Below are 22,411 nucleotides of genomic sequence, written 5' to 3'. Positions count from 1 at the left end.
GCGGGATGGAGCAGTCCGGTAGCTCGTCAGGCTCATAACCTGAAGGTCGCAGGTTCAAATCCTGCTCCCGCAACCAATATTTCAATGACTTACGTATATATTTGACGCCCTGAAAGGGGTGTTTTATTATGGCACATAGCGGGCACAAAATTGCCGCGAATGCCAAGATCATGAGCCAAACTGCGATCCATACCATCTTGGGCGGGAAAGTCCGCCTCTATAAACGGCCTAACAGCCCTTTTTGGCAGTGCTCAACTTTTCTCCAAGGCAAAAAACGTCGAACGACAACGAAAGAAGAGAGCTTAGCTCAGGCGAAGGACTACGCCGAAGACTGGTATCTCACGATGATGGGGAAGCACCATCGCGGTGAACTCAAAAACGAAAAGACCTTTTCGTTTGCAGCAACCCAATTTGAGCACGAATACGAAGTCATCACGGATGGCCAGCGTAGCCCTAAATGGATCCGTGGCCACAAAGACCGGCTCAGGCTTCACCTGCTACCTTTTTTCGGAACGCTAGGCCTTTCCGAAGTTTCAGCTGGGAAGGTTCAAGAATATCGGGTCCATAGAATTCAAGGGGTGAATGGTGGTAAGCCGCCTGCAAAGAGTACCCTTCACGATGAAATCGTAACCCTTCGACAAGTGCTTAAGACCGCGATGCGTCATGGGTGGCTTCAGCATCTTCCGGACCTGTCTTCACCCTATAGCCGTCAAACGAAGGTATCCCATCGAGCGTGGTTCACAGAGAAAGAATACAAACAGCTTTACCAAGCTACGCGGCGAAGAGCGCAGGAACCCTTCAATTCTCACTTCAAATGGAACGCCGAACAGCTTCATGACTATGTGTTGTTCATGGCAAATACCGGACTGCGCCCGGATGAAGCCAAAAATTTACAATTTCGTGACATCGAAGTTGTGAAAGTCGATTGGAGCGGAGACACAATTCTCGAAATTGAAGTTCGCGGAAAAAGAGGTGTTGGTTTTTGCAAAAGTATGAGTGGCGCCGTTTGGCCATTCAAACGCCTTCAGGAACGCATGAGAAGGACTGCTGAGAAGGCAGAAGATGAACGAAAAGCAACAGTGTCTTGGGCCTTGCCGAAGCCGAACGACGTGATTTTCCCCGGAAATCATATCAAGATGTTTAACAACGTCTTGAACGAGGAGGGGTTGAAGTTCGACAGAGACGGCCAAAGGCGGACTGCCTACAGCCTTCGTCATACCTACATTTGTCTGCGCTTAATGGAAGGGGCAGACATCTATCAAATCGCCAAGAACTGCCGTACCAGTGTTGAGATGATTGAGAAATTCTACGCGTCACATATTAAGACCAGTTTGGATACCGCTGCAATCAATGTACGTCGGCAAAAGCCAAAGCATTAGTTGTTCTTCAGGTTTTGTGGAGAGTTATAAACGCGAAGCCACAAGTGTTGTACTTAGCCTATCTGGCGTGTTCGATATTTGGCATGGGACGTATGCGATCCTTAAGCTGCCTGCCTCGCAGGGAGGGCGCCAGCTACGGCCATTTCTTGAGGGCACACGAGGTTCAGCAAACCCCGTATTCGCTAATGGTTTGTATCAGTATTTGCGTCCGTCAGACTATCGATTGTGTCCAAGGCTGCAACGAGCTTTTCGCGGATATGCGACACACGAAAATCGACGATCATTCTTTGTCGGCCAGCCATGATCAAGAATGCTTCGAGGACGGTGTCGGAATGATGCGCCAATAATGCAAGATGCGGTGCGCTCGGACCGTTTTCAGCTGAAAGCCAGTTAGTTGCAGTTCGTTCCCCAGCACCGGTCCATCTTCGAATTGTTTTCACCGCGCGGTGCGTATTGCCAAGCTCGCTTTGCAAAGCGGTCGCAATGAGTGCGGCATAGGCAGCCGAGTCATATGGATGCGTCAAGCCCCCTTGCAACAAGTTGCCTGTTTTCTGCGACATGTTTCACCCTTTCTACGGCTATATTTGCAGTGTGAATACAAAGCCTGCGGATGTCGTTGTCACATTTGCCTCTATAGATTGAGTACGACAGATTGATGGCCCAAAAGTGGTGGGACATGACAAAATAGGAGGGAGCTCTGAGAACGGGCATGAAGTGCGAAACCTTCGTGTCGCCGAATATGTACGCATGTCCACAGAGCATCAAAAATACTCTACTGAGAACCAGTCGGACGCTATTCGACGCTATGCCTCTCAGCATGGGCTCACAATTGTTCGAAGTTACATTGATTCTGGTCGAAGCGGACTGAACATCGAAGGGCGTTCTGGCCTTCGCCAATTGATCGCAGACATTGAGGGCGGAGAACCAGGGTTTTCGGTTGTTCTAGTCTACGACATCAGCCGTTGGGGGCGATTTCAGGATGCGGATGAGAGTGCTTTCTATGAGTATCGCTGTCGGCGCGCAGGTGTGCGTGTGGAATATTGCGCGGAGCAGTTCGAAAATGATGGCAGCATCGGATCTGATGTTCAAAAGGTCGTCAAACGCCGAATGGCGGCGGAGTATAGTCGAGAGCTTTCAGTCAAGGTATTTGCAGGGCAATGCCGCCTGATTGAGATGGGTTACCGCCAGGGAGGCATGGCGGGTTTTGGTCTACGCCGCGAGCTGCGAGACGAACATGGGCGACCCAAAGGTCTTTTGGGAAGAGGAGAGCAAAAGAGCATCCAGACTGACAGAGTGGTTTTGGTCCCAGGGCCGTCAAAGGAGGTCGGAATTGTTCGTTGGATTTATCGTCAGTTTGTTGAAGCTCGCAATGATGAGAAGGCAATTGCTGCGGAACTCAATGATCGAGGCATCTTCACAGACCTCAATCGTCCTTGGACGAAAGGCACGGTCCACCAAATTCTGATCAATGAGAAATATATCGGAAACAACGTCTGGAACCATGTCTCGTTCAAGCTCAAACAAAAGCGCGTCGCGAATGACCCTACAACTTGGGTGCGTGCTGATGGAGCATTTCAAGGCATCGTAGACACCACACTTTTTGATGCTGCCAGAAAAATTATCGAGGCTCGATCCTACCATCTGTCCAATGGTGAAATGCTGGACTTGTTGCGCAGTTTGTACAAACGCACCGGGCTATTGTCAGGGCTAATCATTGATGAAGCTGAGGGTTGTCCATCCAGTAAAGCATATCAGCACCGATTTGGCGGGCTTTTGAAAGCCTACAAGCTGGTCGGATTTACCCCCGACCGCGACTACCGCTACATCGAAATCAATAGAGCCTTACGTCGACGATACCCAAGTGTCGTGGCAGACACTATTGCCGGACTCGAACGTGCGGGAGGTCATGTGCAGCGTGATACGCTCACCGATATTTTGACGATAAATCGCGAATTTACTGCCTCTCTCACCATCGTTCGAAGTTTTCAAACTCAAGCAGGATCGTTGCGATGGAGGGTCCGTCTTGATCGAGGGCTTTTGCCAGACCTGACCATAGCCGTCCGTATGAACAGAGATAATTGTGCGGTACGTGATTATCTGCTCTTACCAAGCCTCGATATGGACCGCCACTTTCTCAGGCTTAAAGAGGATAATGCACTTTGGTTTGATGCATATCGCTTTGACTCCTTGGGACCGCTGTTTGAGATGGCAGAGCGCGTTTCCATCGCGGAGGCCGCTTGATGCCAGAAACTCCTGCACCTCAAATCAAACTAATTCCCGTAAACCAGGTTTCGGTTTTAAACCCCCGTGAGCGAAACAAGAAGAAATTCGAAGAGATTGTCGCGAGCATTGCCGAGATTGGATTGAAGCGCCCGATCACCGTCACTCAAAGTACGGCGAAAGGCCCTGACTGGTACGATCTTGTTTGCGGGCAAGGGCGATTGGAAGCGTTTCAGCAACTTGGCCAATCTAAAATCCCAGCCATTGTCATTGAAGCCGATCCACTCGATTGCATGATGAAAAGCCTCGTGGAGAATTGTGCAAGACGACAACATCAACCCATTGATCTGGTCCATGACATTGGGGGGATGAAAGAGCGTGGATACACCGATCACGAGATCGCGAAAAAAACAGGTTTGACCGTGGAGTATGTGCGGGCTATCGCGAAGCTTTTGGCGCAGGACGAAAGGCGATTATTGCGCGCGGTCGAATCCGGCCATGTTCCGTTTAGCGTTGCGGTTCAAATTGCCGATGCAGATGAAGACGACGTGCAAGATGCGCTACAAGAAGCGTATGAAAAGAATGTTCTGCGTGGTCGTAAATTACTTGTTGCAAAGCGACTGATTGAAAGTCGTAGTCGTCGAGGCAAAGACCTTAGTCCGTCCACGAGGTCGAGAGCTCACCTTTCAACGGATGCTTTGGTGAAAGCTTATCAAGAAGATACAGATCGCAAGCGACTACTCCTAAGAAAAGCCGACATGACACGTAGTCGATTGATATTCATTACCCATGCTTTGCGAGAGCTTTTTCACGACGAACTCTTTGCTGGTGTTTTGCAGTCCGAAGAGCTTGATACAGTACCCAAGAAGTTAGCAGCACGGATGGATCGGCAGGAGTTGCTATGACCGGCGACCTTCCGTCAGATCGCGTAAAGTTCGCTTTCGAACCAGAATTCGAAACCATTCCGATTGCTGACATTATCCCGCTTCGTATCGTTGGTAGCAACGTGAAAGCTTCCCTAAAATATGGTCAGATAAAATCATCTATTCATCATTCGGGCTTAGCTGAACCACCCGTTGTCGCGCGAGATCGCAATGATCGTGGCAAGTTTCTCCTACTGGATGGTCATATCAGGCTGGCGGTTCTCCAGGAAATGGAGGTCCGTGAGGTCAACTGCCTGGTTGCGACTGACGACGAAGCTTACACATATAACAAGCGCATCAGCCGCCTTGCTATCGTTCAAGAACATCAAATGATCCTCAAAGCGATCAAGCGAGGGGTGCCGGAAGAGACAATTGCGAAGGTACTGAACCTAAACATCGCAAGCATTCGAACAAGGCGGCGTCTTTTGACCGGCATTTGTCCCGAAGTGGTGGAGCTTTTGAAAGACAAACACGTGCCGATGAACACGTTCACCGAGCTGAGAAAGATGAAACCTTTACGTCAGATCGAAGCAGCACAGCTCATGGTCACGATGAACAAGTTTTCAATAACATACGCCAAGTCTTTACTGAGCGCGACGCCACCCGCCCAGCTTGTTGAGGGTTCTAAATCCAAGAAGAATAGTGGACTGTCTCAAGAGCAAATTGATTTGATGGAGCAGGAATCTGCAAACTTGGATCGTGAAGTACGCTTGATTGAAGAGTCCTATGGGAAAGATCATCTCGATCTCGTGATCGCCATTGGATATGTAAGGCGTTTGTTAGAAAACGCACGTGTTGTTCGTCACCTCGCACAGCACTATCCCGAATTACTCGCTGAATTTCAGAAAATGGTGGATAGCTAACAGACACACAGCGGACAGGTGTTGAATAGATAACACCTGCACTTACCAGCTAGGGCTTCTGCTGCCGCTTCCTGGCGTTTCTGGTCTGGACAAATTCTTCACCTTAGCAGTTGCCTTATGTCCCTTGTGGCCCCCGCTGTGGTTCAGCCCGCTCAGATTGCGTCTTGGACGTTGGCGCTGTGAATTCCAGGAGTGCTGCGATACGGGTATCGAGCGGCGGATGCGTGGATAACCAGGAGCCGTCGAAAGATGCTGACATCATTACGGTAGGCTGATGGTGGGTCTGAGGTTCAATTTCCGCGCCTTTCAGTGTTTCAAGCACCGAGATCATGGCTTCAGGTGATGTAAGGTGGGCAGAGATGGCGTCTGCCGTGAATTCCCGCTGCCTGGAAAAGCGGAGAAGCTCCAGCTCGGACAACGGCGTAAAAACCCAGCGCGCAAATTTTTTGAATCCTCGCTTTATCAAAAACCAGGTGAGAGAATCGCGCACACCTAACGCATAGGTCATTCTCTGCATGTCGTTGCTTGCAATGTGTCCCAACTCATGGGCGATAACCGCGTTAATTTGCTCACGTGAAAGCGTCTCAATTGCGCCTTTACTGACTGCAATCAATGAATTGTAGTGTGCAGTTCCCATCGCGAAGGCGTTGATATCATCAGAGTCGAACCAGCCTACATAGGGTATGGGAGGTAAGTTGAGTTCGCTGGCCATCCGTTGCACCGTTTGATTGATTGGATGGCTTTCGGAAACAAATGTGACCCCCAAACGTTTTGCTGTTGTCCCAGTGTCACCGGACGACTCAATTGCGAACGTCGTTCCGGCAACCAACGCCCAAGCTGGCACACCAAATACCACATACACCGTTCCGACGCCGTGAGTTGCAAGCAAAAGTGGTCCGGCGAGAAGCAATGCGAGCGGACCTCCTGCTGCTAATGTTGCTGTGGCTCCAAGAAATGCAAGGAATAGTCCCCAAAGCGCCCCGATTTCGGCTCCCAACGCAAGTAGGAAAATGGTCAATGCAACTGAGTGCTTTGGAATGTGCCAATTCGTATCCGTCATGATTGCTCCTCGCAGGGTTTTTCAAGGAACCAGGGTGTCAAATCAGTCTGGAGCGGGTGTGCGAGATCCCGCAGAAAATGGATGGCTTTGCGGCCATGGGCTGAACCACGCAGAAACCCGATGACCTCGTCCGGCGTCATGAGTTTTCGACCGGTCAGCTGAAGGTTCTCGGATATGGAGTAACCGGTGGAAGGCGATGAACCGCCAGTCGTGCTGCTGGAGATATTCGGGACGTCATAGGCCACAGTTCGGTCGCTGAGATAGTTTGAGATCAGTTCCGCCGTGTAAGGGTCATCGGTGCCGAAGAATGTTTTGGCTTCGACCTGCAGAAACGACTTCCAGGTGGTCGGGTATTTCTGCTCCAGTGTCGGCAGGTCTTGAAGAAAGAACCAGAGGCGTGCGCCGGCGCTGGCGTGGGTTCGCAGAGCAGACACAAAGCGTTCGTCCGGTGCCAGCGACAGAAACTCATCAAGCACGAACAGGACCGGCGTAGCTGGCTTTTGAATGGTGGCCACCATCGCATCAAGGGCAGTGGCGAAGACCATGCGCACAAACGTCGAGAATGGTGTGATCTTGGCAAACGGCAGCACCAGGTAAACCGTCGCGGTCTGCTCTTTCAGCTTGTCGAAGGCAAATTCCGAGCTGCTGGTGGCTTTGCGAAGACCGGGGTTGTCCCAGATGCGCAAATGCGTGTTGAGACTGTCCAGCACACGCGGCTGGCCCGTGTCGCGCGTTTTGGTTTGGAAGTTGCGGGCCGCGTTACGGATCGACGGCGGCATTATCTCATTGCTCATGGCTTTCAAGAGGCCACGGAAATCGCCATCCAGTGTGGCTACGGCATCACGCAGCGTACCAAGATTGCGATGAGAGGGCGGTGCAAACCGCGCTGAGAATTCGATTGCCGCCGCTAGAAACCCGACCGCTTCATTCTCGAAAAACTGCTGCTTGTCGTCGTGGGTCCTCGGATAAAGGATCTCGGCTATTTCGAGAGCGGATTGACTGTCTGTCACACTATCCAGCGGGTTGAACGCGTGGGTCTCGGGTATCCCTGCTACCTCGAAAGGGTTCAGCACGTAGACAGGCCCCATACGGGAGCGCCAGGCAGCGGTGTGCTCGTAAATCTCGCCTTTTGGGTCGAGCACCACAGCGGAGCCGCCATAGGTCCGCAGGTTGGGAATGACCTGCATCGCGCTTTTACCGGTGCGCGTGGGCGCAACCGTCAGCAAATGACTTTCGCCATCCCAGTTAACAGACCGGTCTCCCACGTGACCAAGATTGAGCGTGCGGTGGTTGGCGGGTCGGAACAGACCGGCTTGCTCAACATCCTCCTGCGTGGCCCACCGCGCTGACCCATGAATAGGTGGTGGATCGCGCCGCATCGCTTCCTGTTTGTCGCGCAGCGCGTAGGCCTGGCGTGCTTGCTCCAGAATGGCTGCGGGATCGCGACCAGCTAAAACCGCCTCTCGCGCGGCCTCGACGGTAATCGGATCGACGCCCTGCTGCTCCAGCTGGCGTTTGAGGTTCCAGCCCGCGACGCCGCGTCCGATCTTCGCTCCAACTTTTACACCCGTGGAGATGCTCCGCATGTCGTTGCCGAACATACCAAACGGGTCAAACGGATTTTTCGCCATGAACGCCCCCCGACGTCAATCTCATGGAGTGCAGTATGATTATTGTGCAACCTTGAAAAGAGTCAACATATACGTGTATCCAGTTGTACAGCGCACTTACATGTTGTCCGATCTGTATTACAGGTTCGGCCAACATTGCGGCGTTCAGAGCGTGGCAAGGGCTTAAGGCCACACTCCAAACGCCGAAGTGCGGCAGGGGGAAACCCCCTTGCAACCCCCGCGCCGTGCAAACCGCAACCGCGTTGGGATAGCAGGAGGTGGTGGGCATGCAGGATGGCAACATCCATTGCCACGTTGATAATCTTGCCCGGCGCAACAAGGACGGGAACGAACGGATCGCGATTGCCAAAGCGGCGTACAACGCCGGGGAACGTTTGTGGTCCGATCGGCAACAACGGCACGTCGATTTCGGAAACCGGGAAGACGTGGTGTTCACGAACATCCTTTTGCCGGAAGGCGCGCCGCCCTGGGCGGGGCGGCGTAAGGAACTTTGGAACAAAGTGGATGTGACCGCCAAACGGCGCGATGCGCGTTTGGCCAAATCCATTGAGGCTGCCATCACACGCGACATTCCGGTTCGTATGCGACCCGCCTTGCTGGAGGCGTTCGTCAAGCCATTCGTCGCCCTCGGATGCGTGGCCGATATTGCCATCCATGAGGATGGCACCGACCACAATCCTCATGTTCATATTCTGCTGACGACCCGCTTTCTGGAAGAAGACGGGTTCGGCGCGAAAATCACTGCGCTGGAACAGCGCGCGTTCGTGAAGCGGGTTCGCCAGAACTGGTCAGACCTGACCAACAGTTTTTTGGAGAAATCCGGATCGACCCTAAGGGTCGACCACCGCAGCTACAAGGCGCGAGGCATCGGGGCGGAACCGACCCGGCATCGCGGCCCCAATCCGACTGAGCGCCGAAATAAGCGTGAACACGCGCGACGCGTTAGAGAGGAGAAAACAATGAGTGGTCCCGAAAAAGATGAGCTTGAGCGCTATCCCTTATTGTCACAGCGGGAGACCTGGCCTCCGGAACCGGAGGCGTCTCCCGACATGACGCCCCAGGAGCGGGATGAACATCACCGCTATTGGCAGGATAAAGTGCATGACCGGCCGGAGGCCGCGTCTCCTTCAGAACCAGCAAACGAAAGCTTCGTTCGTCGCAGTAAACATTTTATTCGAAGAGCTTCCCCGGATCTCGAGGTAAAGCCTTGGTATGAACAGGCTCTGGACAATGCCTACGGAGATATGGATGGCGGCTTCGACATCAAACGGCTGGAAGAATACGAAAGGAGTGTCGTGGAAGGCGCGTTTATAAAGGAATACTCAAATCGTGAGCTTGCAGTGCTCCAAGCTGCCGGGAAAATTTCACCAGAAGTGCGACGAATGGCGCTAGATCTCATCCTGGATCAGCGCATGCAAGTGATCCGAGAGCAAGATCAGTTGGAAAAGCTGTATCTCCTACCGACAGACATTCGACACCGTATTGAGGACCTTCGTCCGGATACCTGGGGACGGGACGATCCAGGCAGACCCGTTCCAGGCCCCAATGGCGAGCTAATCTCGCAACGCGAACAGGACATCGCCTATGAGCAGATGTTGGAAGAGTATTTGCGGGAAGAGCCAGAGCAGGATCGAGACCGCTAGATCACGCTTCTGACAGGTTTGATCTGCCGACCTGAAATCTCTTCAATATCTCTGCCCGGTAAGCATCGCCAGACAATCCTTTGGCTTGCAATTCCTCAGCCAGGGTCTTCGACGCTGCACTGAGCCTGAGTCCTTCGACTTCCGGGAACTTGGCTGCCTTGCTGCTGCCGAGTGGCCGCGTGACCAGTGGCTCTGAACTGCCGTGCCTTGTCGTTTAGTCTTGTCTATCCGGAAGTCTACCACGGGCAGTTGGGAGTGTCGTTGATGTGTCTGATGGAAGCCTTGTGCGTAGGACCTGCCGTTTGGATCAACTGTCCAGAGTGACTTGTATCTTCGGCCTGTGTTGACCCTGTCTGAGGTCGCGGAGTGCCGGTTTTGCCGGTGATGTCCTTTTCCTTTGTTCACGACCCCCCGATGGCCGGTGATGTCGCCAGACTGGGCCGAGCAGTGCCGCAGTCAAGAGATCTTCCGCCGCAAGCGGTCTCCCGAGAAGATCTCTTGACTGCGTCCCTTGAAGCTCAACCCGGAGCGTCGGCGACCGGCCGCACGGGGTGGCCGGACAAACAAACAAAGGACATCACAAAATGGCAAATACCAATGCACCCAAAGCTCCGACCCACGAAGTCTTCCACGTCGTCGGCGACAAAGATAAAGCACGCTGGAACAAAATCGGGATCGGCTGGAGCCACGCAGATGGCGAAGAGTTCAACATCGTCATCAACTACACACCGCTGCTGCCAGGTCGCACCGTGATCCGGAAGATCAAGGAAAAACCGGAGGACAGGGCATGAGCGCGGTCTCAGCTACCGCTCGGGCGAAGGCATCGTACTTCGCCCAGCCTTACAACCTAGGTGCCGCCGGCTTCTACTTCGAGGACCTGGATGAATATCGAGCCAAGGTTAGAGGACTTCAGGACGATTGCGGCAACCCGGTCGAAGAGTTTGAAATCCAGTATATCGATGGTGATCATGCCCGGTTGTTCAATGCTCTTTGCATCTCCCAGGCAGGTCTCGCCGACTGGTTCGATCTGCTGGACGAGCTTGACGATGACGAAGACCGGTATCTCATTGCCTGTCATCTGGCCGAAATGGGCACCGACATGGGCGAGCTATCCAGGCTTTGGGACGACTATCGTCTCTATCGCGGAACCGCGGCTGAGTATGCCGAGGAGTTTGTCTCTGAATGTTACGAGGTGCCCGGCAATCTCGCCTATTACATTGACTATGAACGCTTTGGCCGCGATATGATGCTGAATGACGAGATCAGTGAGATTGAACACGATCTGTTGCTGATTGGAGGGTGACGCCATGGTGTCACCTTTCAGGGCTACTGGCCGACACACCCGTGGTACTACCTGCTCGGTGGTCCAATCCTGATGCCTTGCTCGATCAAGACGCTTGCGATGTTATCTGACTATCGCGCCGACGAGATCGGCAAGGCGGTTCGCCTTGACGAACCGAAACGCTCCTGCAAACTTGATGCCATCGAACGGAACGTTCTCTCTCAATTGCGTGCTGATTTTTCCCGTTACCGGTCGCTAGCGCAGCGTCTGCGCCTACGTCGCTGTGCGGAAAGTCTGCCCGACAATCCGGTCATCTGCGATGATCTTGATGTTTCGCTCAGTTTGGCGTTTACGCACGTTTACAATGGGTATGCGCACTTTGTGACGCTTGAAGAGATGGGCGCAGCCAACCGGCCCTTTTCTGAACCTGTGAAACAGAACACGCGAGCGTTGCCGCACTCGCGTAAAGCGTGCATCATTGGCGGCATGGAATTTACCTTTATGCGAATTTCAGATCCGCCATCCTGCCTATCTGCGGTTGAAAGTCGATTGCAAATTAAGGTTCTCGATACAAAAAATGATGCTTGAACCGCTTCACGACCTCCTCGATCCACTGGACGACCAAAAGGAAACCGGTCCAACGTTCAGAGCGTGCCTCAACGCACATGGGATGTACGAAACGACGCGGTTTGTGTTGCGACTGAGTCCGCGCAACCATCAGTTCATGGACGCCATCGAGGCCGATGGTTTTGATGGAACGACCGTTTCGCCGGAAGCAATACAAGCTTATTCAACATACATTCACGAGACAATTCACTGGTGGCAGCATGTTGGTTCGACCTCGGGGCTTCTTTTGAGTTTGAGTTATCTTGCCCAGGTGCATTCCAATATTGGGGAACTGCGCGATGTCATCACAAAGTTCGGACCGAAAAAACCGCTCAAGGGCTGGACAGATCAGGTTCTTTTAGCAGAAGGCAGTGCAGCTCAAGCAAAGCTCGCTGCTGCTAATATAGCTGTCAATAACGCACTCGATGTCGAATATTACAAATACTATGCCTTTGATCCACGTAAAAACATCAAGTGGATGATGGAGGAAAATCACTTTGAATCAGTCGGACACGGATACTTCATTGTCTACGGCCAACTTGTCGGAATGATCGCTGGATTGATTGATCCTGACTTCGAGACGTTACCTAAAATTCAAAAATGGGACGCTGAAATTCTGAGGCTTAGAGCCAAAAAATGTGAAGGTTTTTATTGGAAATCGCCTGTTCAATTGCCTGCTGTAGGCCTGCATGCCATTTACGAAGGGCAGGCTCGGTTTATTCAGTTGCAGTTCCTCGATGGAACCCAGGAAGTGCCATTATCCTGTCAAGAATGGAGGGAAAATGGCTTCTTTTCCGGGATCTATGTCGAAGCATTTGAGGCGTTCCTTAAAATCTCCGAAAGCGAGTGGCCGGAGTCGATATCAGATTCCATCGTCGGACTTTTCCTTCTGGTCTGTGACCTTGCAATGAACCCGACGCGTGGCGTTCCATTTGATGTCGAAATCTTCGAGGATCTCATCCTTGATGTCGACGTGGGTGTCCGATTCACGCGTCTTTGCTATGCGGCAAAAGCGCTTCCTCATCTGAAGAACGCAATTACGGACTATTCAAAAGAAGAATATGTCGAAATATCGAACCAATTGATAGAATTGACCGGCTACGATCACCCTCTAGCCGGGTTGCGGGAAATTTTGGAATGGTTTGAAAAAACACCCGGGCTGAAGGGCCTGATGGAGGAGTATCGAACATTTGAGTTCGAGAGAACAAACCTTCCCTTGAGAGTTTTCCTTTCCCATTTTTTTGCTCTTTCAAAAGATAAGTACGAAAAACCAGAGTTCTTTTGCTGGCCTGGTCGATATATGTCAGGAGGTAGTTTCGATAAACACGCGAGGGATATTTGGCTTCGTCACCTTTCTCTCTTTAGCGACAGGGGGGACAAGAACGGCGTTTATCCGAGAAGATGGCCGAACCGTTCAGAGGCTGCGATCATGAAGACATTCAAGAGCTTTTACGGAACAATGGCCATCTACGATCTGACACGCCAATGGATTCTCAAAGATGGGCCGTTTGTCTGCGATTTTCGTTGGCTTTCCGAGAACTACAACCAAGAAGACGCCGATGCCTGGGCAAACGATTCCTTCAGACAGGTCTACGGCGTTGATTTGAGCGATTTTGAAATTGTTGCCTGAACACTATCCAAACTTCTGCTTAACTCGGCATATCCACTACGGAAACACCTGGAATACTCTTGCGTGCCAGCTCCACCAGATGTTCGTGGTGCGTGAAGATGATGGCTTGCCCGCTGCGACCGATTTCCGCGCAGAGGTTCAACGTGGCAGACGCACGCGCGTTATCAAAGGTCTCCATAATATCATCAAGTATCATGGGAAGCGGACCAGGATCGCGTGCAAAGCTGCGGTAACCTGCGAGGCGTAGCGCAAAATACAGCTGGCCCATGGTTCCGGTGGACATTTTCTCAACCGGCACGGGATCTGTGCCGGGTTTGATACCGACAAGTTTTTCGCCTTCACTTTCGCCCCAAACTTCGACTTTCTCCCATTCGTTGGCTGTTATGGTGACGAAGGCGTCTTCCACATCCTTGAGCATTGTGCTGCGACGTTCGGCGGCGAGGCCCCTCAATGCGCCCCGTGCTGCCAGAACACCGAGTTTTGCGACAGCGGCCTGGCGTGCACTGCTTCGCAACTCTTCGAGGATCGTGGCCTGTTCCGTAACCAGTGTGCTGTTGTCAGCGGCGTTGTAGGCCTCTTCATAGAGACGTTTGTTTTCATTGGAGAGATCGCGAGCGGCATCACGAACTGTTTGTGCATCGTCGAGTTCTTGTTGCAGTTCTGCCTCTCGCGTTGCGTTTGGCAAACGCGCCAACTCTTCTTCGAAGAGCGTTCGGTCCACAGCGCTGCGCGCTTCATTGCGAAGCTGATCCGCATTTGCGCGCTGTCGTCGCAATTCGTCGCGTTCTGCCAAATGTGCAGCTCGCTCTGTTGGTGGGAGATCGTCACCCCCTTGCCCTTCAAACAGGTTCTCCAGCTGGATTTGCGCTTCCTCACGGGCGGTAAGTGCACGCTTCCGGCCTGTTACTTCCTTGTCGAGAAGCTCCTGTTCTCGTTCTCTCACGCGATCCGCTTCAGCAGCTCTGGTAACACGCGCACGAGCACGATTGATCACGGGAAGGAGATCGTCTTTCGGATTGAAAGTCTCCCCGAGGATCTCCGCCAATCGTGCAGCGCTCTTTGCCAGGGTGGCAACGGCGCGTTCTAAGGAATCAACACGTCCAGCCAGGCTTTTGTGATTGCTGTGGAGCTGTTGCAGCGTTCGCAGCTGCGGCAGCGCAGTCTTTACGCCCGTGGCCGAGCGATCAGGAAGAGGCAACGCCGAGGTCAGTGTTTCCAGTCGGTTCAAAGCTGCCTTACAATCGGTCTCAGCTTGAGTTTCGGCTTTTTCGTGGTCGGCAATGCTACGTTCAGCGCGCCGCCAGTTTTCCCATGTCTGACGGACATTCTCCTGAAAGGTGAGAGCCTTGCCAACTCGCTCAGGGAGGTCACTTTCTTCACCTTCAATGTCGACGAGGCGGGCTGCGGCGAAGAGTTCGTCCAAGGCTGCCTTGCGGCGCTTGGCGCGGTCCTCCAAGGCATTCTCCGCAATCCTAACCTCGGTTGCGATCTCAGCCGCTGCCGTTAGGTTGGTTAGTCTCGCAGCAAACGCAGCTGGCCCCGTATCGGCGGAAAAGCCCAAGGCCGTTGCAAGTGAACCGACCCGTTTCGTCAAGGTGTCGTGTTTCCCGGTGAGTGCTTCGAGCTTGTCTTTTGCCGTGTCACGTGCGGCTTTTGCGGTGCTTTCCAGCTCGCGCGAGTTTGCAAGCTGTTTTCGCGCCTCCGTGCCCATCAGATAATTCGTTCGGGCGCCATCATCGGCATACATGGCCTCCTCAAAACGCTCCGCGGTTTCGTCGGAAAGACTGCCACGATGGGATTGCCAGGCTGTGTCACGCTGACGGCGAGTTTCTTCTGTTGCTGCCGCGTCAATCGAAACCGGTGCGCTTTCGTCGGCTTCACGTTTCGCGCGCGCTGCTTTGTACTCCGCTTCACGACCTTCCAAATCTTCTGTGGCGGAAGCGATGTTCGCAGTCAGGGTGTTCCATCCACGGAGGACCTCATCGAGACTTTCACGGGCAGGCATTCCGTTCTTGGTGAGTGTCTGCCAGGAAGCTGGCAGGCCAGACACCGCTTTTGCAAGCCGTGCGCGTTCCGATGTGAGGTTATGTTCCAGGCCTGCAACGTCCGAAACTTTCTGCCATGCTTCAAACGCGATCTGCAGGTGAGACAGGTCCTTCGGTTCGGTTGGAGCATCACCCAACTGATCACGTGCGGTCTTCAAAACGTTTGATGCCGCTCGCAGCTGGCCTTCAGTGGTCAGACATGCCTGTACCGCATCTGCGAGTGTCTCCAGTTCTTCGGTCGTCAGGACCAGGGCCTCTGCAGGCTCGTCAGATACCGCCAACGTCGTCAGAATCTGTTTTATCTGGCGTGCCGCGTCATCGCGCTCACCGGTGCGCTTTTCCAAGTCCGATCTGGCCGTATCCGCCCGCGAAGTGAGGGAAGCTCCGTCGATCTTGATTTGATCCAACTCTGCGAGTTCCGCAACGAGATGTCCGGCAGCCGGGTCCGCCTCGTTTTCTGAAATGGCCGCTTCATGGCGCGCAATTCTGTCATCGGCGCTTGCGATATTCTCTGCTTTCTCCGACAGGGTTGTCACGAGTTTGGCAACCTCTCCAGCCATGCCCTTTTTTACATCCAAGCCTGCGGGATAATCAGCTAGGTTTTCGTCGATTTTGCGAATTTTTTCAGTCTGCTCGTACCATGTCTGAGCAGCTCTACCCGCCGCCTGACGAATTCGGGCACGGGCGAGTTCAGCGTCAGCCTCTTCGAAGGCTTGTCGGGCGTCATCTCGGTCTTTGCGAAGGCTTTTTTCTTTGTCCGGTGTCAAACGAGCCTTTTTCAGCGCATCATTGATTTCTTTCAATCGGTCTTTGCCGGTTTTGAGCGCGGTACTCCGGCCACCTTTCTTGTGAAACTGTTCAGCGCGAGCCGTCATGGCTTCCAGCGTCTCTGCCATATTTGTCAGACCCGACACACCGGCGTGCAAAAGCTGTCCCAGGTCTCCCTTGGCACCGGCAATTCGCTTGCCACCTTCGCGGAGCCCCGTGTCATTCAGAGAGAAGCGTTCGATATAGTCATCTTCGCCCAGCCCGTGGAGCGCGCTCGACAGGATGGTTTCTTCAACAGGGCGGTCCTGATGATCAAGCAGGGACTGAGCGCGCTTGCTGTTGCGGCGCAAGACCGTTGCTTCACGCCCGGGTATTTCCAGTTCTGCGCCGACGAGAAGATCGCTACGGTCAAATTTGAAAGCATACGGGTGGGTTCCGGACTTCATACCGAAAAGGAGTTCCAGAAACCCGTTGAAGGCCGTGGATTTTCCTGACTCATTCGGTCCGTAGATGATCGTCACGTCTGGGTCGCCGTTTGCGGGGCGGGGAAGCTCAATCTCGGCACCGTCAAAGCGGCCATAGCGGATGAGATCAAGTCGGTTCAGTCTCATTTCGCGGCCCCCGCGTGCAGAGACAATGTGACTTCACCGATGGCTTCCTGCAGAAGGTCATCCATTGCCTCCTCTGCCAATTCGTCGGTGATTTCGCGAGGCAGTGCATTTCTAAGTTCTTCGAGGATCTCCTTGCTGGCAACCTGGAAGCCCGGTTCGGTAAGCTCTTGCTGCATCAGGCGCACCAGGTCATCCGTCTTTGCATCGACCAGCTGCTTCGGGGCCGTCACTTTGATTTTGTCGATAAACAAGCGATCGATGGTATCGAGCACTTCGTCAGCAAGGGCCACCAGCATGTCTGCGGTGTGATGACCTGTGGTCACCAGAAGACGGACTGCCGTGTGGCGTTCGGGATCCCGAACGCCTTCAAGCTCGCTCCTAAGTATTCTCAGGATGTCCGGTACATCGGTACAATCGGTCAGATCCAGCGGGCATGCCACAAACCTCAGATGCCCGACCTGATGCCTCTCGAATTTAGGAGTGCCGTTACCAAGTTCGACAATCGCGACAGTTCCGCCGGTGCGTTCCCCGAAATGGCGAGGTTGGGGGATGCCCGGCATGACCGCGAGAACTGGTCCAGATGATCGCTCGAATGGTGCATGAATGTGTCCCAGGCACCAAAGATCATAGCCATAGGACACTAAATCCTGCTCAGAGCACGGGGCATAAGGATCGTGTCCGGGCGAGCCATCGAGGGATGTGTGCATCAGTCCGACGTTCTTCCGTCCAGGTACTGGTGCAGGGTAATCGGGCAGAAAGCTCTTGGACACGTGGGTTTTGTCGAACGACAGCCCGTGGAACCAAACACTAGCGATTTCAACACTGGGCGTGTCTTTGTTCAGGAGATGGATATTCGGGCCAAGATCTCCATGGGCACGGTGATCGAGAAGTGCGTCATGGTTGCCACGGACTAGCACCGTAGGGATACCGGCATCCGCAGCCCGCGTCAGTTGCGAGATCAGGAAGGCACGGGTTTTCAAGTCAGGTTGGTCGTTGTCAAAGATATCGCCAGCAAGGACCAGTGCGTCGACGTTTTCCGATATGGCCAGATCGACAATGCGGGTGAACGTGTCCCTACTTGCCTGTTTCAGATGATCGCCCAGATCCGGATTGCGCATCGCGGCCGAGCGGATCGGCGAACCCAGATGAATGTCTGCTGAAACGAGGACACGCATATATATTCAGTTACTTCCCAATATCAATTAGCCAGACCAAAGTCCGTTTCTAAAACGATAGGTTGTGGAAGCGTTTTTGTCCAAGCCAAATGTCAGATTTCTAAGCCGATAAATTGTCAACCCGCCAGTGCTAATGCGAACGAAACACCGCCATAACCCACCTCATTAGGCGGGTTATGGCGGTGAGGATCTGGAGGATGTAGATCCAAATCGGGAACAGGATGGGCATCACCAGGCGATGACCAGTTCGGGGGGCTAAGTCCAACTGAAGCGGAAACCGTTCCGCCTAATCAGAAGCGCGTTTCACCTGAACTGCCTTTGGAAAATATGGAGATATTCGGTCTAACTCTGCTTGATCATTCATCAATCTGACGCAAACAAGGTTCTTTTTCGTTCGGGAAGCTGCCACATATAGAAGCTTCCTCGACGCAATATCTCTTTTCGTAGATGGGACCTCATCCGTAAAACAATTTACAAAATCGTATTCCGTCGTCCATCCGTACTCGTCTATTATGAGAAGCACGTTCTCTATCCCGGTCCCTTTCGTCTTGTGCATCGTGGCGAAGCCGCCGTCATTTTCCTCATAGTCATAGAAGGACAAGACTTCATCAAAGCGAAGTTCGTCTGAAAACAATGCAGTGAAGAATGCCTTTTGCTTAAGTTCGTTGGTTCGGTCGTCGTATTCGGATTCGATGAGGTCCGCATCGAGGTTCTTTTTGGGCGCAGCCTCAATTTCCTTGAGCATCTGCGGTTTTGTTCGGTGACCGCTAGCGTGTAGCGCTTCAAAAGCCGCGAATACAGGATCGGCCTTAAGACGTGCTAACAGCTCGTCACGGCGCGTTAAAAAAGCTGCGTGGCTTTCTGAAATTCTAATCAGCCCAGCTTTTTCTGCAATTTCCACTGCTTTGTAAGCTGAAAGGTCCTTGGCAGCGAATGCACGTAGCATCTCGTCCAGCCTGGTTTTGTCAGAGACCGAGGAAATCGAAAATCCCCGCTTGCGAAGTCCTGTGATCAAGCGATTGTATGCACGCCTGTCTCCAGGCAGGCTCTGATGCAATGTCGTCAAATTGATTATTTCATCAAACTGCAATCTATCGAGCGTTTTGCGCATTCGGTCTCGAGGCTCCGAGTACCGATCATCAAATACCTGATAGAGCCGCCCAAAACCCACATCGTTAGCAATCGATTTGTTCGTGAGCTTTAGCTGAACGTAGCCCGGAAAATCTTGGCCTACTCGTGCAACGAGCTCATCGAGCGCTTCACGAAACAACGCGGCATTGGTTTTCCGATCTGCTGATTTCTCGCCTGTGTCTATTTTTTCTGGAGCAAAATCATACAGCAGGACTACGCTACCTTCTCGGCTCTCAGGAGTTTCAATCGTGCCGTCATCGAGCGTTTTGAGCGCTACTTCTTGCTTTAATCCATCTGTGCGAAATTGATTAGCGAAGGTTATGACTTGTGGGGAACAACGGTAATTGTCGTCCTTCTCCACAAGAACGACTTCCTCCGAGTCGATGTGCTCTTGAGCACTACCTATGCCGTCTGAGTAAATTGCTTGCTCGGAATCTCCAAACAGACCAATAATTGATCTTTTTTCTTTGGGTAGGCAGCGTAGCAACACGCGAATAACGTCTGCTTTCGTATCCTGATATTCATCAATGAAGACGCAATTATGCCGATCCGACACAATCTTTCCCAGTATTGGGAACTCATCAAACATCTTGCAGGCAATAGTGATTAAGCCGTCATGCCCGAATGATGGCTCGTTGAAATTGTCAAATTTGGTTTCGTTGTAAAAGAATTCATCGGGTTTTCGGGCTGCGAGTTTTGCGCAGATTTCTTGGTTCAGCTTAGCGATCAATGCGTTCATCTGTGCGATGTACTTCTCCGGGTCCTTATCGTAATCCCGTTTCCCGGGTACCTTCGGAGTTAGTTCGCTTAGGACAGTTTGGCGGCGGCTCTCCAATTTCTCGTAAGCCTTCTTGTACCGCCCGTGTTCCTCGGACTTTCTGAGCTTTTCGTCTCCGCCATAGTGCTCGTCCCCTAAGCCAACAAAAACAGGAAGCTCGAACAGGGCCGGAAAAACATGCTGAATGTTCCGCTTGTATGGCGAGATTATTCCGCCCAGAAATGAGTGGATGGTTGAGACCTTTATGTCAGCCAAAATACGCTCGGCGATTTCGTCGGCAGCTTTATTCGTATGCGTTATACATGCGATTTTGAGCTTCTGATCGACAGAGAGCACCTTTTGGACGACTCTTTTTAGGCTTTCGGTTTTACCGCTTCCCGCGCCGCCCTGAAGGAGAAAGTTCTCACCACCGAAAACGAGTTCGGCAATTTGATCTACCGGACTCAATTTTTGTGAATCCATTCCAGACCATCCATTATATATTTTGGCGTTTCCCAGGTTTCGCCTTCAACCAACGCTGCGTACAGAAGCGATCCCGCAAAATCAGATTTTTTATCAAGAATTCTTTCAGTAAGGGCGTAATAATCGCCGCCATCGAAAACATCTATTTCTTGAACGTTTTTGAGGCCTCCCAAGTCGTCTTTTTTATTTTTTATTTTCTCAAAGTTTTTTGCGATGAAAGCGTCTTCGAAGCTTCTTGCGTGATAGCCGTTCTCTTCCATTTGGTAGGCAAGTTTGATTTTCCCGTCATTAGGTGCGGCTTCACCACTCAGCAGACGCTTGTGCCATTCTTTGTACTCATCGATTTTGTCAATCGCCGGAGCTGAAAGGAAGTGTTTGAGCGTCTCATTTGAAGTGTGCGTGGAGCCTTCGACCTTATGCGCTTTATAGGTCGGCTTGCCGGTCTTTTCATTCGGCTCGGCTTTGGTCGTGTCGATATCTGTAATGATGAGGGTACGGACACCAATGAACTCAAGGAAAGGTGCAAACGCTCGCGCGTTCGCACCAACTTCCAGTACGGAGATGTTCTGAGAGGACAGGCCACCTGTCTCGGCAGCCTCTTCATTCTCTTGATCGTGCTTCTCAACAAACAATGGGAGGAGGATGCGTTCGGTTGTACCTTCGATAAAAATTGCCTTGTTAGCAAAAAACAGCTCTGCTGAGTTAATCGTAAGATATTGCTTCAAGAACTTGAATAATGCTTTTCCATCTGCCCCAAGCTTATCGTATTCCTTGCTGAGATCAGTGTGAAAGTTTTTGATAGAGACCGGCCCTGTGACGGGCGATCTTGATAAATAGCGAATGTCTTCAAAGTCGGATTTCGATACAATATGTGAGGAGTGCGTGGTTACGAGAGCCTGTAAGCTGGGTATGGCTGATACGAGGCCATGGATTTTGTCCGCAAACACATATTGCATCTGCGGGTGCGTATGAGCCTCGGGTTCCTCAATCAACAAAAGGTTCAACGGCGCATTACGCCTTGCAAAGTCGTCGCGGCAAAGCTCGATTTGCAGGAGCAGATACAGGACATTCAGATAGCCAAGGCCGCTATAGTGCTCCGGAAGAAAATTGTCTGTGTCGCCGTAGATGACCTGCGATGAACTCTCGATAAGAGACTGCGACTGGATATTGGAGACCACTTTCAAGTCGCCGAGGTCTAGAAAGTCGCGTGAATTCTTTAGAAAGCTGCCGAAAACCTCCTCATACTGCTTGCCCAGCTGCGTGTCGATATCAGCCAAAATCGATCTAAGCTTTTCTATGCTCCCAGCTTCAGGCTTATCTGCGCTGGCGTCCTCTTCAGCCTCATCGTCTGCATCTGCCTCAATATCTCGCTTACGGAAGAATTTGGTCGATATGGCAGAAAGCGGCTTTGAACCACGCCCGGCATCTTCTGAGCTTGCAACGTTCCGACGGGCGTGGATGACTTGGAAATTTAAGAGGGCGCGAAGACTGGTGCGCTCCTTCTCCTCAAGCTGATTGCGGTGAGACAAATAGTACGCTTGTTCACCCTCATGTCCGTCATCGTCAAATGCATAGACTTTTACGTCGAGGAATTTTCCGGAAAGGTTGTTTTCGATGAACTTTTTGCGCTCTGTTTCGTCTGCCGGGAGAACGCGAAGAAGCTTTTTCTTTTCAATGGTGCATTCGAAAAGAATGTTCGCGTGTCGCCTATCTGGATCGAGGTCCAGCATAAACTCGGAGAGAATTCCCAGATCATCTGTCTCGGTATAGGCAATGCGAAGAACCATTCTTATTGCGAGTTCTTCGACGTTCGTCTCGGCGTATATCTTGAAAATAGCTTCGCGCAGGCTAAGCGGGAAGTCTGTGAATGAAAACGTGTCCGGTCTTTCGAGAAATTTTTCCAGCAATACTGCGAACGATGTCTTTCCAGTATTGTTTTTGCCTACGAGCAAAGTGGTTTTTTCTCGCAAATCAATGCAGCAATCCTGCAGCAACCGGAAATTTTCAATTTTAATTTGCTCGATATGCATGTCTCTAACGCAACTTTTGCTCGCCGAAGCGCATTAATAAATTTGATTCAACTTACAATAGCACTCAGTGTTTGGTGGAGCAAAGGTTAGTCGCTCTCTTTAGTATCCACGCCTTGGAGGAAACCCCTCGTCTTCAGACGAGCCCGCTTTAGCGTGAAGTGAATAAGAATGACC

16 protein-coding genes are annotated in these 22,411 nt (G+C 52.1%); 9 read left to right on the top strand and 7 right to left on the bottom strand.

Annotation, left to right across the window (positions count from 1 at the left end; genetic code table 11):
• Positions 1–128 precede the first annotated feature (128 nt).
• Entirely contained in the window at positions 129–1,379 is a 1,251-nt protein-coding gene (locus Q0835_RS27800) for a site-specific integrase (RefSeq protein ID WP_298966455.1), read from the top strand.
• Positions 1,380–1,561: 182 nt separating this feature from the next.
• Here the strand turns inward: Q0835_RS27800 and Q0835_RS27795 are convergent, their stop codons facing one another.
• Complete coding sequence (locus Q0835_RS27795) at positions 1,562–1,939, bottom strand: hypothetical protein (protein ID WP_298813242.1); 378 nt, start codon at positions 1,937–1,939, stop codon at positions 1,562–1,564.
• A 106-nt stretch (positions 1,940–2,045) separates the two neighbouring features.
• Between Q0835_RS27795 and Q0835_RS27790 the strand changes: the two genes are divergently transcribed.
• Genes Q0835_RS27790 through Q0835_RS27780 form a run of 3 tightly spaced genes read left to right on the top strand, consistent with a single transcriptional unit; the run spans position 2,046 to position 5,385 of the window.
• Positions 2,046–3,620, top strand: coding sequence for a recombinase family protein (locus Q0835_RS27790; protein ID WP_366142416.1), 1,575 nt, complete (start codon positions 2,046–2,048; stop codon positions 3,618–3,620).
• On the top strand, positions 3,620–4,504 hold the full coding sequence (locus tag Q0835_RS27785; RefSeq protein WP_298966450.1) for a plasmid partitioning protein RepB C-terminal domain-containing protein: 885 nt from the start codon (positions 3,620–3,622) through the stop codon (positions 4,502–4,504). The genes Q0835_RS27790 and Q0835_RS27785 overlap by 1 nt, the downstream gene beginning before the upstream one ends.
• A complete protein-coding gene (locus Q0835_RS27780; RefSeq protein WP_298966447.1) occupies positions 4,501–5,385 on the top strand; it encodes a plasmid partitioning protein RepB C-terminal domain-containing protein in 885 nt (294 codons plus the stop codon). The genes Q0835_RS27785 and Q0835_RS27780 overlap by 4 nt, the downstream gene beginning before the upstream one ends.
• A gap of 115 nt (positions 5,386–5,500) precedes the next feature.
• On the opposite strand, the gene Q0835_RS27775 is transcribed toward Q0835_RS27780, so the two are convergent.
• Positions 5,501–6,445 carry a M48 family metalloprotease gene (locus tag Q0835_RS27775; protein WP_298966445.1) on the bottom strand — a complete coding sequence of 315 codons (945 nt, stop codon included), beginning with the start codon at positions 6,443–6,445 and terminating at the stop codon, positions 5,501–5,503.
• A complete protein-coding gene (locus Q0835_RS27770; RefSeq protein WP_298966442.1) occupies positions 6,442–8,076 on the bottom strand; it encodes a type IV secretory system conjugative DNA transfer family protein in 1,635 nt (544 codons plus the stop codon). The genes Q0835_RS27775 and Q0835_RS27770 overlap by 4 nt, the downstream gene beginning before the upstream one ends.
• Before the next feature lie 266 nt (positions 8,077–8,342).
• Here Q0835_RS27770 and Q0835_RS27765 point away from each other — a divergent pair, with 266 nt between their 5' ends.
• From Q0835_RS27765 to Q0835_RS27745, 5 genes are all read left to right on the top strand, one after another.
• Positions 8,343–9,719 (top strand): MobA/MobL family protein, encoded by a 1,377-nt coding sequence (locus Q0835_RS27765; protein WP_298966438.1) that lies wholly within the window; start codon positions 8,343–8,345, stop codon positions 9,717–9,719.
• Between the two features lie 584 nt (positions 9,720–10,303).
• Complete coding sequence (locus Q0835_RS27760; RefSeq protein WP_298966435.1) at positions 10,304–10,510, top strand: hypothetical protein; 207 nt, start codon at positions 10,304–10,306, stop codon at positions 10,508–10,510.
• Positions 10,507–11,022 carry an antirestriction protein ArdA gene (locus tag Q0835_RS27755; protein WP_298966433.1) on the top strand — a complete coding sequence of 172 codons (516 nt, stop codon included), beginning with the start codon at positions 10,507–10,509 and terminating at the stop codon, positions 11,020–11,022. Before Q0835_RS27760 ends, Q0835_RS27755 begins: the two co-directional genes overlap by 4 nt.
• Before the next feature lie 99 nt (positions 11,023–11,121).
• Complete coding sequence (locus Q0835_RS27750; protein ID WP_298966431.1) at positions 11,122–11,589, top strand: hypothetical protein; 468 nt, start codon at positions 11,122–11,124, stop codon at positions 11,587–11,589.
• Entirely contained in the window at positions 11,579–13,237 is a 1,659-nt protein-coding gene (locus Q0835_RS27745) for a hypothetical protein (RefSeq protein WP_298966430.1), read from the top strand. The genes Q0835_RS27750 and Q0835_RS27745 overlap by 11 nt, the downstream gene beginning before the upstream one ends.
• Before the next feature lie 19 nt (positions 13,238–13,256).
• Here the strand turns inward: Q0835_RS27745 and Q0835_RS27740 are convergent, their stop codons facing one another.
• From Q0835_RS27740 to Q0835_RS27725, 4 genes are all read right to left on the bottom strand, one after another.
• Entirely contained in the window at positions 13,257–16,661 is a 3,405-nt protein-coding gene (locus Q0835_RS27740) for an AAA family ATPase (RefSeq protein WP_298966426.1), read from the bottom strand.
• Positions 16,658–17,836: a DNA repair exonuclease gene (locus Q0835_RS27735; protein WP_298966423.1), complete on the bottom strand. Its 1,179-nt coding sequence runs from the start codon at positions 17,834–17,836 to the stop codon at positions 16,658–16,660. Before Q0835_RS27735 ends, Q0835_RS27740 begins: the two co-directional genes overlap by 4 nt.
• Positions 17,837–18,122: 286 nt before the next feature.
• Positions 18,123–20,207 carry an ATP-dependent helicase gene (locus Q0835_RS27730; RefSeq protein WP_298966421.1) on the bottom strand — a complete coding sequence of 695 codons (2,085 nt, stop codon included), beginning with the start codon at positions 20,205–20,207 and terminating at the stop codon, positions 18,123–18,125.
• Complete coding sequence (locus tag Q0835_RS27725) at positions 20,189–22,237, bottom strand: AAA family ATPase (protein WP_298966418.1); 2,049 nt, start codon at positions 22,235–22,237, stop codon at positions 20,189–20,191. Before Q0835_RS27725 ends, Q0835_RS27730 begins: the two co-directional genes overlap by 19 nt.
• Positions 22,238–22,411: the final 174 nt, after the last annotated feature.

The organism is uncultured Roseibium sp., assembly GCF_947499295.1.
Lineage (GTDB): Bacteria > Pseudomonadota > Alphaproteobacteria > Rhizobiales > Stappiaceae > Roseibium.
This window is presented reverse-complemented; position numbering and strand designations above follow the sequence as displayed.

Bases quoted from the DNA above. Each gene is read 5' to 3' on its own strand.
- Q0835_RS27740 (WP_298966426.1), bottom strand. From the start codon at position 16,661: ATGAGACTGAACCGACTTGATCTCATCCGCTATGGCCGCTTTGACGGT.
- Q0835_RS27800 (WP_298966455.1), top strand. From the start codon at position 129: ATGGCACATAGCGGGCACAAAATTGCCGCGAATGCCAAGATCATGAGC.
- Q0835_RS27750 (WP_298966431.1), top strand. From the start codon at position 11,122: ATGTTATCTGACTATCGCGCCGACGAGATCGGCAAGGCGGTTCGCCTT.
- Q0835_RS27745 (WP_298966430.1), top strand. From the start codon at position 11,579: ATGATGCTTGAACCGCTTCACGACCTCCTCGATCCACTGGACGACCAA.
- Q0835_RS27770 (WP_298966442.1), bottom strand. From the start codon at position 8,076: ATGGCGAAAAATCCGTTTGACCCGTTTGGTATGTTCGGCAACGACATG.
- Q0835_RS27780 (WP_298966447.1), top strand. From the start codon at position 4,501: ATGACCGGCGACCTTCCGTCAGATCGCGTAAAGTTCGCTTTCGAACCA.
- Q0835_RS27735 (WP_298966423.1), bottom strand. From the start codon at position 17,836: ATGCGTGTCCTCGTTTCAGCAGACATTCATCTGGGTTCGCCGATCCGC.
- Q0835_RS27760 (WP_298966435.1), top strand. From the start codon at position 10,304: ATGGCAAATACCAATGCACCCAAAGCTCCGACCCACGAAGTCTTCCAC.
- Q0835_RS27795 (WP_298813242.1), bottom strand. From the start codon at position 1,939: ATGTCGCAGAAAACAGGCAACTTGTTGCAAGGGGGCTTGACGCATCCA.
- Q0835_RS27755 (WP_298966433.1), top strand. From the start codon at position 10,507: ATGAGCGCGGTCTCAGCTACCGCTCGGGCGAAGGCATCGTACTTCGCC.
- Q0835_RS27775 (WP_298966445.1), bottom strand. From the start codon at position 6,445: ATGACGGATACGAATTGGCACATTCCAAAGCACTCAGTTGCATTGACC.
- Q0835_RS27725 (WP_298966418.1), bottom strand. From the start codon at position 22,237: ATGCATATCGAGCAAATTAAAATTGAAAATTTCCGGTTGCTGCAGGAT.
- Q0835_RS27765 (WP_298966438.1), top strand. From the start codon at position 8,343: ATGCAGGATGGCAACATCCATTGCCACGTTGATAATCTTGCCCGGCGC.
- Q0835_RS27785 (WP_298966450.1), top strand. From the start codon at position 3,620: ATGCCAGAAACTCCTGCACCTCAAATCAAACTAATTCCCGTAAACCAG.
- Q0835_RS27730 (WP_298966421.1), bottom strand. From the start codon at position 20,207: ATGGATTCACAAAAATTGAGTCCGGTAGATCAAATTGCCGAACTCGTT.